Source organism: Enterococcus sp. LJL51, assembly GCF_054871795.1.
Genome location: NZ_JBTXLW010000007.1, coordinates 1 through 13,957, shown reverse-complemented (window position 1 = coordinate 13,957; position 13,957 = coordinate 1). Strand labels below are relative to the sequence as shown.

12 protein-coding genes are annotated in these 13,957 nt (G+C 40.9%); 7 read left to right on the top strand and 5 right to left on the bottom strand.

Annotated elements, in window-relative coordinates; translation table 11 throughout:
• Positions 1–122: 122 nt before the first annotated feature.
• A complete protein-coding gene (locus tag ACYSNQ_RS08570) occupies positions 123–2,123 on the top strand; it encodes a HelD family protein (protein ID WP_426082514.1) in 2,001 nt (666 codons plus the stop codon).
• Position 2,124: 1 nt separating this feature from the next.
• Entirely contained in the window at positions 2,125–2,949 is an 825-nt protein-coding gene (locus ACYSNQ_RS08565) for a helix-turn-helix transcriptional regulator (RefSeq protein ID WP_426082513.1), read from the top strand.
• Between the two features lie 310 nt (positions 2,950–3,259).
• On the opposite strand, the gene ACYSNQ_RS08560 is transcribed toward ACYSNQ_RS08565, so the two are convergent.
• From ACYSNQ_RS08560 to ACYSNQ_RS08550, 3 genes are all read right to left on the bottom strand, one after another.
• Positions 3,260–4,690 (bottom strand): 6-phospho-beta-glucosidase, encoded by a 1,431-nt coding sequence (locus ACYSNQ_RS08560; protein ID WP_426082512.1) that lies wholly within the window; start codon positions 4,688–4,690, stop codon positions 3,260–3,262.
• Between the two features lie 317 nt (positions 4,691–5,007).
• Complete coding sequence (locus ACYSNQ_RS08555) at positions 5,008–6,336, bottom strand: PTS sugar transporter subunit IIC (protein WP_426082511.1); 1,329 nt, start codon at positions 6,334–6,336, stop codon at positions 5,008–5,010.
• A gap of 293 nt (positions 6,337–6,629) precedes the next feature.
• The gene (locus ACYSNQ_RS08550; RefSeq protein WP_426082510.1) at positions 6,630–7,385 is read right to left on the bottom strand and encodes a MurR/RpiR family transcriptional regulator; all 756 of its coding nucleotides are present in this window, start codon (positions 7,383–7,385) and stop codon (positions 6,630–6,632) included.
• Positions 7,386–7,737: 352 nt separating this feature from the next.
• Here ACYSNQ_RS08550 and ACYSNQ_RS08545 point away from each other — a divergent pair, with 352 nt between their 5' ends.
• The 5 genes from ACYSNQ_RS08545 (at position 7,738) to ACYSNQ_RS08525 (ending at position 12,967) form a co-directional block, all read left to right on the top strand.
• Positions 7,738–9,045, top strand: a complete 1,308-nt coding sequence (locus ACYSNQ_RS08545; RefSeq protein WP_426082509.1) for an MATE family efflux transporter — start codon at positions 7,738–7,740, stop codon at positions 9,043–9,045.
• A gap of 80 nt (positions 9,046–9,125) precedes the next feature.
• A complete protein-coding gene (locus ACYSNQ_RS08540; protein ID WP_426082508.1) occupies positions 9,126–9,659 on the top strand; it encodes a dihydrofolate reductase family protein in 534 nt (177 codons plus the stop codon).
• A gap of 160 nt (positions 9,660–9,819) precedes the next feature.
• Positions 9,820–10,263 carry a CopY/TcrY family copper transport repressor gene (locus ACYSNQ_RS08535; RefSeq protein WP_426082506.1) on the top strand — a complete coding sequence of 148 codons (444 nt, stop codon included), beginning with the start codon at positions 9,820–9,822 and terminating at the stop codon, positions 10,261–10,263.
• Between the two features lie 5 nt (positions 10,264–10,268).
• Positions 10,269–12,734, top strand: a complete 2,466-nt coding sequence (locus tag ACYSNQ_RS08530; protein WP_426082505.1) for a heavy metal translocating P-type ATPase — start codon at positions 10,269–10,271, stop codon at positions 12,732–12,734.
• A gap of 29 nt (positions 12,735–12,763) precedes the next feature.
• Entirely contained in the window at positions 12,764–12,967 is a 204-nt protein-coding gene (locus ACYSNQ_RS08525; protein WP_426082503.1) for a heavy-metal-associated domain-containing protein, read from the top strand.
• A gap of 64 nt (positions 12,968–13,031) precedes the next feature.
• Here the strand turns inward: ACYSNQ_RS08525 and ACYSNQ_RS08520 are convergent, their stop codons facing one another.
• Positions 13,032–13,550, bottom strand: coding sequence for a VanZ family protein (locus ACYSNQ_RS08520; protein ID WP_426082501.1), 519 nt, complete (start codon positions 13,548–13,550; stop codon positions 13,032–13,034).
• 320 nt (positions 13,551–13,870) lie between these two features.
• Positions 13,871–13,951: an IS3 family transposase gene (locus tag ACYSNQ_RS08515; RefSeq protein WP_426081163.1), complete on the bottom strand. Its 81-nt coding sequence runs from the start codon at positions 13,949–13,951 to the stop codon at positions 13,871–13,873.
• Positions 13,952–13,957 lie beyond the last annotated feature (6 nt).

The window sequence follows — 13,957 nt, the reverse complement described above, 5'->3', positions numbered from 1 at the left end:
TTTCTTAGTAAAAATGCCGTAGGATACAGTTTATCAAGAGAAACCGCAGGATTGGACAAAAAAAGTAAGATTATTTCAATTATAATTATTGATTAGACAAATAAGCGAAGGGAAGTGAAAAAATGACTAGGGTGAAACAAGAAGAAGAGCAAAACTGGGGGAGAATAAGGGCATTGCTGCTTGCTCGCGAGACAGAGCTGACAAAAGAGCTAATGAATTTCGCAAGTGAATCCAAACAGTTTCAAGAATATCTGGTAAGCTATAAAGGAGAAATTGATCCGCATGAAATGTTCACTAATTCCCGGCTTCAGGAGCAGCAGCAGCTCGCAGAGTCTATCAGCTTTCAACAGCTTGAAAAAATTCGCCGGCAAAAACAAAATCCTTATTTTACCCGTGTTGACTTTTTATTTGCAGGAGAAAGGATGGCAGAAGAAATTTATATTGGCCGGTCTTCTTTTTCAACGAAGGAACATGAACTGATTATTTATGACTGGCGGGCACCGATTGCGGGTATTTTTTATGATTTTGATATTGGACCTGCCAGCTATCTAGCTCCTAATGGGAAGGTTCATGGAGAAATAACTAAAAAGCGTCAGGTAAAATTTTTAGATGGAAAGATTGATTATGTCCTTGAGTCCGGCAAGACTGTTTTTGACGATGTGCTGCAAAAAGAACTCAGCAATCAAAGCGGCGGTCAAATGTCAGCTATTATTAGTACAATTCAGACGGAACAAAATGCTGTTATCCGGAATACTCATGTTAAAAATCTAATTATTCAAGGAGTAGCAGGCTCAGGAAAAACATCGATTGCCCTGCATCGGATTGCTTTCCTGCTTTATCATTACAGAGAAGAGCTTTCTTCAGAAGAAATTCTAATAATTTCCCCTAATAAGGTATTCGGCAGCTTTATCGCTCAGGTTCTGCCAGAACTGGGAGAGGAGCCAATCCGTGAATGGACAATTGATGCGTTTGCCGTTCAATTTTCTTTAACCCGTCCGGCTTATTCTCGTATAGAAGAAGTAGAGCTATCACTGGATGCAGACATTACTGACAAAAAAAACAGCTATCTTGGTTCCGTTCAGGCTGGTGATGATCTACAGCAGTTTTTAGAAGAACTGGATCAAACAGCTTTTGTCCCTCAGCCGTTAATCATTGGGGAGTATGTCTTTGATGAACACTTTCTTAACACGCGCTTTCAGGCCTACAAAAGGCAAAGTGTTACAGAACGCTTGCGGCAGATTGCTGCAGAAATTATTGAAGAGCTAAAATTGAAGCCCTTTCGTCCAAGTAAAATGCCGACAGTAACGCAGATTAAAACCAAACTGCTGACCATGTATAGGTTTCGCAGCTTTCAACAAATTTATCGGGCATTTTTGGAGCGGGCTAAGCTCCTCGAAAGCCGCAGCTATAGCTATTCAGAGCTGTTTCCATTAATCTATAGCCGAATGTATTTTGAAGGGATTGAGCTTGCGGCGGAAATTCGATATCTAATCATTGATGAGATGCAGGATTATACTCCCATACAATATATGGTCTTTAATAAGCTGTTCAAATGCCCCAAGCTGCTTGTCGGTGATTATACTCAACAGCTGAATGAGCACAATGAGATGTCTATTGCGCAGCTAACACAGATTTTTCCAGATACACCAGTGGTTCATTTGACGAAAAGCTATCGTTCAACTTATGAGATTATGCGCTTTGCTAAACAGATTATTGATGATCAGATAATTGAACCGGTTCTGCGACACGGCGAACAGCCGAAAATAATCCATGTAGCCACTATTGAAGAAGAACTAAATCAGATTTGCTTGTTAATTGAGCAGTTAGGCGAGAAGTCCGGCATCGCTTTGATTACTAAAACGAACAAACAAGCAGAATTCTGGTATACTAAACTGGTAGAAAAAGGACTAACCTTAAGCTGGCTGAAGGGTTCTGAGGAAAAGCTGACAGATAAGCAGCTGATTATTTGTTCTGTAGGCACTTCTAAAGGATTAGAATTTGATGCAGTGATTGCGGTTGAAGCCTCGGCGGCTAATTACCCCGGAGCAATTGGGAAACAGCAGCTTTTTGTCATTGCCACTCGTGCCATGCACAGGCTCTATTTTATCCAAAGGGGGGAGTAATATGAACAAGCGTCAGTTAACTGCCGCGGCTGTCGACTATATTGAGATGAGGCTGGAAAAACCGCTGTCTGTCGAAGAAATTGCCCGTGAGCTGCATTATTCGTCGCACTATCTCCTTCACGAATTTCACGAAATTAGTCAACTGTCTTTATATGATTACATCAAACGCCGCCGCCTTCATTTAGCTGGACAGCAGCTTCTTGCTACAGATAAAACGATTATTGATGTAGCTCTGGACAACGGGTATCAGAATCAGCAGTCCTTTACCAAGGCTTTTACAACACTTTATAAAACCACACCCAAGAAATTTCGGGCAGCTCAAAAAGAATTTGGAATTGCTGAATCGCTGCTGCTCTTTGATCAGCTGACCAAGGATTACCAAGGAGCAGTTAAGACAAAACAAGCAGTAATTGGCGAGCTTGAGGATATCTGTCAGCTAATGCGTGCGGTAAAAGGAACGTTCCCCTATTGGGAAGAACGAACATTTGTTTCAGTGATAACTCAGCGGATTGGCCAAGGGGAAGTAATCATAAGTAAAGTGGGGAAGACCTGTTTGGGGCTGCTAATCATTGATAAAGAGAAAAATTTAATTGAGGGCTTAACCTCTCTGCCGGTGACTTGGTCATTAGAACTGGAAAAGCAGCTGATTGATTATACTAGAGCGTTATTCAACAAAAAACGGACAACGCTGTTTACAACCACTTTTCGGGCGCAGGATAAGCTGGATATTGGTTGTCGGGAGCGGCTGCTGCATTTAAGCTTTAAGCCAGCAGGAGAGCTTGTCGAATTTAATTATCCTACAGAACGCTTTGTACTTGAGGTTTAGCACAGAGAATGCAGCGAGAAGCAGGGAGCTTTTCTGGAAGGTGCGAGTTAATTTTTAAGTCAAACAAGGTGTTAAATGATAAAGAATACTAAAACCCTGTTTTTGCGGAAGATACGTGCAAAAGCAGGGTTTTAGTATAGTAGGGAAGAGCTTGAGCCATAATCTCAAACTCTTATTTTTCTAAAAGCCAACAACGCTGGAACAGAAACAACCTTTTGGGAAATGAGCGTAACGTCTCTGCCCCAGCATTTTTCTTAAAGAAGCTCCCGGATTCATTTTATCGAAAATCTACAGAATAGTGATGGTATTCTTATAGTTTTTCTCCATTTGTTTGAATAACCTCTTGGTACCAGCTGAAGGATTTCTTTTTAAAGCGTTCCATTGTGCCGTTACCATCGTTATCTTTATCAACATAGATAAAGCCGTAGCGTTTTTTCATTTCGCCGGTTCCTGCTGATACTAAATCAATAAAGCCCCAAGGGGTATAGCCGATTAAATCTATCCCGTCGTACTCTACAGACTCTTTCATTGCTTCTATATGAGCCTTTAAATAGTCAATCCGGTATTGATCATCAACTGTTTTATCAGGTGTCAATTCATCAATTGCTCCAAAGCCGTTTTCAACAATAAACAAGGGGAGCTCGTAGCGCTCATTGAACCAGTTCATTGCATAGCGAAGTCCAGTCGGGTCAATCTGCCAGCCCCAGTCAGACGCTTGTACGTAAGGGTTTGTCACCAAATCTTTTGATTCATCATAGTCATAGGCAGGTCCTTTGTCATGATCTTTCACAGCAAATGACATATAGTAGCTGAAACCAATATAGTCTACACAGCCGTTGGCTAGAGTATCCAAGTCCTTCGGCGTAATATCCAGTCGATAACCCTGGCGGTCAAGATAACGCTCAATGTAGCTAGGATAGCGTCCTCTAACGTGGACATCGGTAAACCAATAGCGTTTTTGCATGGCAATCACAGACGCCATCATGTCCTGGGGTGCACAGGAATAAGGATAAATCGGCACCATAGCAATCATACAGCCAATTTGGAAATCAGGATTAATGGCATGACCAATCCGGGTAGCTTCTGCACTGGCAACTAGCTCATAGTGAGCTGCCTGATACATAATTTCTTCCCGATTTTCACCTTCGGCATATTTGATGCCGGAATTAGTAAACGGAGCAAAATCTTCTTCAAAGTTTGTTTGGTTATTAATTTCATTAAAGGTCATCCAGTAGGTTACTTTTTCTTTGTAGCGTTCAAAACAAACTTCAGCAAATTTAACAAAAAAATCGATTGTTTTACGGTTTCGCCAGCCGCCGTACTCTGTAACTAAATGGTAAGGCATTTCAAAATGAGAAAGGGTGATTACTGGTTCAATACCATACTTCAGACATTCATCGAATAAGTCGTCGTAAAACTGAAGACCTTCTTCATTCGGCTGATTTTCATCGCCCTTTGGAAAAATTCGGCTCCATGCGATGGATGTTCGAAAGCATTTAAGACCAAGCTCAGCAAAGAGCTTTACGTCCTCTTTGTAATGATGATAAAAATCAATTGCTTCATGATTTGGATAATTTTCTCCCGGAATAACACCATCTGTAATTTTTCGCGGAACACCATGCGCTCCAGCAGTCATTACGTCAGCAACGCTAATGCCTTTGCCGCCTTGATCCCAGCCGCCTTCTAGCTGATGAGCAGCAACTGCCCCGCCCCAAAGAAAATCTTTTTTTAAAATTGACATATGCATCTACCTCTTTATTCATAGTGTGTGTTGAGGTTGTAACAGAAGTATTCTGGCTCGATAAATAATAAGAATCAGACGAAAATTATCAAGAAACACTACAAGGGAACCGAGTAAATATTGATTGCTACCTGCATGGAGCTTCTCTTATTTTCAGTGTCGCTCGATTTATTTCCGCGGAGTCAGCCTCTGAAACACCGTTTATTCAGTCTTAGGGCATGGGATTATTTTATCGTCCCCGGTCCCAGATTGCTTCGAGTAAAAAACGGGACAGAAGCGGAGTGTTTTGCTAAAGCACGGCTTCTGTCCCTGTAGTATTATTGTGCTTCGATTTTTTCCAGTACGTCTTCTTCAATCGGTTGATTTGTTTCCTGTGCGTAGTTGATAGCATCCATCTTACGTGCAAATGGCAGGTAGATGAAGAAACCAAGAACTAGGACAAAGGCTTGTAGTAAGGCTGTTTTCCAGCCGCCGACTAATAGTCCGGAGAGTACTGCCGGAGTGGTCCATGGTACCTGGACGGCGGTAAAGAGCGGAATTAAGCCAGTGTAAAGTGCAAAGTACGTAATAACTGAAGAGACAACTGGCGTCAGAATAAACGGCACCATCATGATTGGGTTCATTACAATTGGTGTTGCAAAGGTAATTGGCTCGTTAATTCCGAAAATCGCTGGAGCTAATGACAAGCGTCCTAATTGTTTGAACTGTGCAGATTTTGCGAAAAATACCATGAACACAACCAAACCAATGGTCATACCGGCACCTGTTACTGTTTGGAACTGATCCATGAATTGTTTTGTAACGATGTGACCGCCGTTTTCAATTGTTAAAGCTTTACCAGCATTTAAAATTTCTGTATTTTCTAAAGAGTTAGCCTGTAAAATTGGCTCCATGATACCGCCGACAATTGTTGAACCGTGAACCCCGAAGAACCAGAAGAACGGAACCAGGAACCCGATAATCAATGCGCCGCCTAGAGTATCTGTTACTCCTTGTAATGGAGACTGCAGAATGTCGTAGATAAAGTCGAAGAATGTTGTATTGAATACTTTATCGAAGAAAATGTAAATGAACATTGCGCCAGTAATTAATACAGCTGCAGGAATCAGTGCTGTAAATGAGTTTGCTACGTTTTCAGGAACTGCTTCTGGAAGCTTGATACGGATATCATGACGCAGGAACCAGCTGTATACCCAGCCGACCACTAATCCAACTAGAATGGAAGTAATCATTCCTTGACCGCCAGTCCAAGTCTTGTCAATGATATTACCAATTGTTACGCCGCTTTCAGCGTCTGTTACTTCACCAGCCATGAATAGGATGAAGATAACCAGACCAATCATACCAGCTGGTAATCCTTCAAAGCCTTCTGCTTTAACATAAGAATAAGCAATACCAATAACAGCGAAGACAGCCATGATAGCAAATGAAGCACCGAAGGCCTGATTAAAGTAAACAGCCAAGCCGCTTTCAGTTACCCAGTCAGCAAGTGGTGTGTAGGGAATATTCGCTAAAAGCAGGAATATGGAGCCGACAATTGTAAATGGCATGGTATAAAGCATCCCGTTTCTTAGAGCGGTAATTGGTTTTGTGTTAACAAATTTTAGTACGGGTGGTAAAAGCTTTTCATTAATAAATTCATTCATTTTTAACTCATCTCCTCTTAACATAAATAAGTAAAATATACGTATAAGTTCATGTAGTGTATCCGTGGAAGAAGTAGCTTGCCTCCTTTTGAAAGTTTGAATACGTTTACAGCTTTAATATAAAAGATTTCCACATAAAAAGAAATAGTTTGGGGCTTTTGAGAAACATGTTCCAACGGAAAAAACAAAGCAGTTTAAGCGCCTTGTACTACCGGCATTCTTAAACTGCAAATTAATGTTTATGGAACAGAATCACTAGTGTCCTTTTATTTAATGGGTCTTGGTAAGAATTACTATTTTGAGGCTTCCCGGGAAAGCTGTTTTCCAACCTGATGCGCCAAAAGCTCAATCAAAGCAATCACGGGAATCTGAGTGGTCAGATTAATATAAGGATCTGCATATACAGATTTTTCTTCAGGCATATAATAGGAAATATTATAGTCGGCTAGCCGAGCAATCGTTGAGTTTTCATCATTGGTAATGCTCAGAACCGTAGCATTAGAGCGTTTAAAATCTGAGACCATTTTGACAATCTCAGTAGTTTCTCCGGAAACAGACAAAGCGATTACTAGGGTACTTTCAAAGCCGCGGGGAGGGATTGGTGTAAAGGGATCACTGACACTATAAGTGTTGATACCAATGTTAGCGAAATAACGACTGCCGTAGCCTCCAAGAACACCACTGGTTCCGAGACCGACGAAAGCGACATGACGGGCAGCTAAAATCAAATCGACAGCAGGCTGAAAGGTTTCCAGATAGGTCTGTTTGTTAATCTTTTTCAAAAAAGAATCGACATGGACGGCTGAATCATAGTAGTCTTCAAAGCTGTTGGGTTGGTCTTCTTCTTTTTTTAATGCAAATTTTAATTCAGAGAAGCCTTCAAAGCCCATTTTTGTACAAAATCTTAGAATAGTTGATGTAGATACATGGCAGTTTGCCGACAACTCACGAATCGTCAGTTTTGGAATCTGATCTATATGCTCAAGGATATACTGATAAACAATTAGTTCCAGATTATTTAACGACTGTATTCTTTCTAAATCAAACAAAATGAGCCACCTCTTCTTACCGTGTTTTCTATAGTTTACAACACAAGTAATCATCCGTATAGAATTATCTTTGGAAAAAATAAGGATACGGTGAAGAAGATCAGAATTTAAAAGCATAAATACAGCTATTAGTCGGTGGCTGTTTTTCATAAAAAAGCTTGTTTTTCTTAGTAATACTTGCTAGAATAAGCTACAACTTCAGCTGCCGGACTATCTTTAGCTTGTAGCTGACTGGAAATTGAATAAGCATTCATAAACAAAATCGCCGGGTTTTGTATAAACTATGAGTAGAGAAGTCATCTGATAGGCCGCAGGAGGATGACTAATCTGCTCTTTTTTTGGAGGAAATAAAATGGAATCGACGTTGAAGAAAGAACTGACTGGATATGTGAGTCGAAATGTTTTGAGTATGCTGGGGCTTTCTCTCTATATTTTAGCGGATACGTATTTTATTGCCAACGGTGTGGGTCCTTTTGGTCTGACAGCATTGAATCTGGCATTGCCGTTGTTTAATCTGATTAATGGATTGGGGCTGTTGCTGGGGATGGGAGGGGCGACACTTTTCTCCCTGCATAAAACAACACATCCTGAACGGGGCAAACAGTATTTTTCTCAGCTGGGGTTAATAGGCATCGGCGTCGGGTTATTATTTACATTAGCAGGGCTGCTATTTGTGGAACCTTTAGGTGCGATACTGGGAGGGAGCGCCGAAACGCTGCCTTATCTTATTCTTTATTTACGAGTGATTTTAATCGCTGCACCGTTCTTCTTATTAAATAATTTTGTCCTAAGCTTTGTAAGAAACGATAATAATCCCCACCTGACCATGGTAGCCATGCTTGCTTCCAGTTTATTTAATATTCTTTTTGATTATCTGCTTGTTTTCCCCTTAGGCATGGGCATGACAGGCGCTGCACTGGCTACAGCAGTATCTCCTATTCTCAGTTTGGCAATTCTTTCTTTCCATAGAAAGAAAGCCAGTCGGCTGCTAGGTATCGAATACGCTGTGCCTAAGCTGAAGGTTGTGTGGGAAAGTCTCAAATTAGGAGTTCCATCATTTCTGACAGAAATGAGTAATGGTGTAAGTATTCTTGTATTTAATATCGTACTGCTTTCTTTAGCTGGGGATATCGCAGTAGCAGCCTTTGGTATTCTGGCCAATATTTTTTTAATAGGTCTTTCGATGTTTACCGGAACTGCTCAGGGGATTCAGCCGATTGTCAGTCGGGAGTTTGGTAGAAAGAATAATGCATCTGTCAGGTTGGCGCTGCGATTCGGATTAATTGTCAGCTTCATTTTAGGATGTTTGATGTATCTGCTTGTCTGGCTGTTTAAGCTGCCGATTATTAATTTATTTAATAGTACGAATAATCAGGAGTTAATTAGCTATGCAGTTCAGGGAATTCCAGTCTATCTATTCAGCTTCCTGTTTTCCGGGTTAAATGTTGTATTCAGTATCTTTTATGCATCGATTGCTCAAGCGAAGCAGTCGTTCATTTTAGTTCTTCTTAGAGGGTACCTATTACTGATTCCGGCTGTGTTTATTCTGGGAAAACTTTTCGGAGTGGAAGGAGTTTGGAGTAGTCTGCCTTTGACCGAAATACTGACATTGGGAATAGCGCTTTTGTTTATGCATAGGATTCGCAAACAAATTGATTGATTTTACTTGTGACTTCAAAGAAAATGAGCTATAAGTAAATAATTGGTTAATAAGTGCCGATAAATGGGGGGAAAGTGATTATGAACAGAAAGGTCATTTTATATATTGCGATGAGCTTAGATGGTTATATAGCAGAAGAAGACGGTTCAGTCGACTTTTTAACAGATGATATTGAAATGAGCGAAAAGGACGACAGCTATGAAAAGCTGATGGAACAAATTGATACAGTAATTCTTGGTCGGAAGACTTATGATCAAGTAGTCAATGAGCTTTCTCCCGAAAAGTATCCTTATGAAGAAAAGCATTCTTATGTTTTAACTCATAATGTAGAGGAAGGTCGTGAAAACCTAACCTTTACTGACGAAAAACCTACAGCGCTTATTCAGCGGCTTCTTGTCGAGGATGGAAAAGATATCTGGATTGTAGGCGGCGGTCAGGTGGTAGCTCCTTTAGTAGCGTCTAATTTAATTGATGAATACATCATCACGACAATTCCAATAGTCTTAGGAAAAGGGATACCTTTATTTCAACAGATTGATCAGTCAGTTAAACTGAAAAATGTACAGTCCTACAGTAAAAACGGCCTGGTCACCTCTGTATTTTTAAAAATATGAAAAGTGCTAACTACTAAAAACGTTCAATCTCCTATTTTTTAGAGAGAAAGAACGTTTTTTTATTTTAAGAGAAAAGCTTTGACAGTAGTAAAAAAATCAGTTAGAATAAAAAAGAATAAAACGACTACAAATGTAATCGATAATTAGAGGAGGGCGAAAAATGACGGATTCTAAGATTACTGATGCAGAATGGGAAGTTATGCGTGTTGTGTGGGCACAACAGGAAACGACCAGCAACGAAGTATATACGATACTTAATGAAAAAATGCAATGGAAGAAAAATACAGTAAAAACATTATTAAGCCGTTTATCCGAGAAGGGTCTGTTGGCGACAAAGCCTTTGGGAAATAAATTCATTTACTATGCACTAGTTGAGGAAAGAAGAAGTCTGGCTGATCTCTCTGATGAGCTTCTCGCAAAAATTTGCAGTAAAAAAGTAGGAGAAGTTGCCGGTCTGCTCCTGCAAAAGAGTACCTTAAGCTTTTCAGATATTGAGCAGCTGGAAAAATTACTTGTACAAAAAAAGAAAGAAGCAGTGACATCTGTTCCTTGTAATTGTATTCCAGGACAATGTCAGTGTCATCTGATTAAGGAAAAGGAGTGACGTGTGTGTCGACTAAAACATTTGATATAGAAGGAATGAGCTGTGCGTCTTGTGCACAGACCGTTGAAAAAGCAGCGGGAAAGCTGACAGGAGTTACCAAAGCTTCCGTTAATCTGGCAACAGAAAAACTAACAATGGATTACGATGAGGAAAAATTGAGTGATCAGGCGATTGCACAAGCCGTAGCAGACGCAGGCTTTCGGGCGATCAGTCCTGCAGTACAAAAAATCTATACAATAGAAGGCATGACTTGTGCGTCTTGTGCACAGACGGTGGAAAAAGCGGTTAAACGTCTGAATGGTGTGGAGCAGGCTACAGTAAATCTGGCAACAGAAAAACTGTCCGTTAGCTATAATCCGGAAATTCAGAATAGCAGTGAGATTGCTGCAGCGGTAAAGGACGCTGGGTATGAGGCTGTTGAGGAAATCTCAGAAAAGGATCAGGTGGAGCGAGACCAAGAAAAAAAGCAGCAGCATATTCATAATATGTGGCAGCGTTTCTGGCTTTCTGGAGTGTTCACCGTGCCGTTATTATATATTGCAATGGGACATATGCTAGGATTACCGCTGCCTGCTTTCATTGATCCAATGGCAGCGGGCACTACATTTGCAGTTTTACAGCTGATTTTGACTGTGCCGGTACTATACTTAGGCAGGAGCTTCTTTGTTGTCGGCTTCCGCTCTTTATTTAAAGGACACCCCAATATGGATTCGTTAGTTGCCTTAGGTACAAGTGCGGCATTTTTATATAGCTTGTACGGAACGGTAATGGTATTTAACGGTCATACACATTTCGCTATGGAGCTGTATTATGAATCAGCAGCGGTTATTTTAACCTTAATTACTCTAGGCAAGTACTTTGAAGCAGTTTCCAAAGGGAAAACCTCTGAAGCAATCAAAAAGCTAATGGGTCTTGCTCCTAAAACTGCTCGTGTAATTAGAGCTGAAGAGGAGCTTGAACTGCCGATTGATCAAGTGCAGCAAGGAGATATTATTGTTGTTCGTCCAGGGGAAAAAATTCCAGTTGATGGTGTGGTTTTGGAAGGTACGACAGCGATTGATGAATCGATGCTGACTGGAGAAAGCATCCCCGTTGAGAAAAAAGCTGGAGATGCTGTTATCGGAGCAAGTATCAATAAAAATGGAACGATTCAGTTCAAGGCAACAAAAGTCGGTAAGGATACAGCCTTAGCTCAAATTGTTAAATTGGTAGAGGATGCACAGGGTTCTAAAGCGCCAATTGCCAAGATGGCAGATAAGATTTCCGGTATTTTTGTTCCTATAGTAATTGGCTTGGCAATATTGTCTGGTTTAGCTTGGTATTTCATTGGTCAGGAATCATGGGTTTTCTCATTGACAATCACTATTTCTGTGCTAGTCATTGCTTGTCCCTGTGCACTGGGCTTGGCAACACCAACAGCAATTATGGTGGGGACTGGAAAAGGGGCAGAAAACGGTGTACTGATTAAAAGCGGAGATGCACTGGAAACAACGCATAAAATTCAGACAATTGTGTTTGATAAAACGGGAACCATCACTGAAGGAAAACCAGTTGTGACAGATATCCTTGTGAAGAATAATCTGTCAGAACAGGAGCTGCTTCAGTACGCCGCTTCAGCTGAAAAAGGATCTGAGCACCCGCTGGGCGAAGCCATCGTTAATGCAGCTCAAGAACAGGAGCTGCCGCTTTATTCAATGCAAAATTTTGCAGCAATTCCTGGGCATGGTATTCAGGGAGAAATTGAAGGCAATCAGCTTTTATTAGGGAATAAAAAGCTGATGATGGAGCAGGGAATTGATTTAGGTGATTTTCTGGAATCCTCTGATCAGCTGGCTGAAGCGGGTAAGACGCCAATGTTTATCGCTCAAAATCAGCAGCTTGCCGGAATCATTGCTGTAGCTGATACAATCAAGGAAAGTAGTAAAGCAGCCATCGAAAAGCTCCATCAGATGGGGATTGAAGTTGCCATGATTACTGGCGATAACCGGCGTACTGCTGAAGCCATAGCGAAGCAAGTAGGCATCGATAGGGTGCTTAGCGAGGTTCTGCCGGAGGATAAGGCGGCAGAGGTAAAAAAACTTCAGGCTGGAAGCCGCAAAATTGCCATGGTTGGCGACGGCATCAACGACGCACCAGCTTTGGCACAGGCGGATATCGGGATTGCTATTGGATCTGGGACAGATGTCGCTATAGAATCAGCCGATATTGTGCTGATGCGCAGTGACTTGATGGATGTACCAACCGCAGTGGAACTAAGCAAATCAACGATTAAAAATATCAAGGAAAACCTATTTTGGGCATTTGCGTATAATACGTTGGGAATTCCTGTGGCAATGGGTGTGTTGTATCTATTTGGCGGTCCGCTGCTGAATCCGATGATTGCCGGAGCTGCAATGAGCTTTAGTTCAGTTTCAGTTTTGTTGAATGCACTACGCTTGAAACGGTTTAAACCAACAGCCGTTCGAAAATAAATGAATCAATTATTGAAGGAGAGAGACGAATGAATCAAACAGTAAAAATCGAAGGAATGAAATGTGCCGGATGCGTAGGAATTGTAAAGGAAAAATTTGAAGCCTTATCGGGAGTGAGAGAAGCAGAGGTCAACCTTGCTGAAAAGAAAGCTGTACTCTCTGTAGAGCAGGAACTGTCTCAGACTGAGCTTGAGCAGGCACTTGCAGAGACGAAATTTACCATTATAAAATAAAAAAATAGAAACGACAGACCTGATGTTTGGGTCTGTCGCTTTTTATTAGTTCATTCTCTAATAATCAACGATTAAAGAAAATTAGAAACAAAACAAATCCGGTAGCCAGCATAAAGAGAAGTGTTCCTGCCGACAGCAGAAACTTGTCTAGTTTTTCTTCTGAAAACAACTTTTTTAGTAGGGCATAAATCAATAAACCTAGCAGACCGCCGAAAACATTAGTGATTAAGTCGGTGATGTCGGAAGTTCCTAAATCAAAAATATATTGGCAAATCTCCAGACTTAAGCTAAACAAGATAATTAAGCGGACCTTTCCCCACAAGGAAATATTTTTACCTGCAATACCCAGTAAACCGCCGAAAGGAATGAAAATTACCGCGTTGTAGATAATTTCTTTAAGGTCTAGCTTACCATTAATAACAACCGAGTCTCCAAAGGGAATCAAATTGATATTTCTTAAATGACCATCATTCAAAGCAGCAAGATCATCAAAACTAACAGAAAACTTTAAAAGGATAATCCAAATAACGATTAGCAAGTAGGCAACAAGCAGAAGCGTTCCCCAGACCGTCTTTTTCTTCATAACATTTCATCTCCAATCATCTGTCTTCCTTACTCTATAATACGTTACTATTGCGCGGGATTTCATCCGCCTACAGGCTGATATTCTTTGGCGGCAATTGGATGAATAAGTAATCACTTAGTTCAAATGTGAAATAGGCGCTAGCTGTTCATGTCTATGTAGCTATCAAATAGACCTACTTCCACGATTGCTTGAGCCAAAGCAGCGCTTGGAAGTTTAGATAGTTGTCGAGAATTCTCTTCTCTAAAAAAGACTTGAAACAAAGAGGTCGAGACAAAAGGGCACTGACCCCCAAAAGTGAGAGGGCAAAAGAGAGGCGATTAAACGGTCTGTTTTCGATAGGCTATCGGTGATAGATAACCCAACTTCCGTTGAATTCTATGGGTATTATAATTCTTAATGTAATT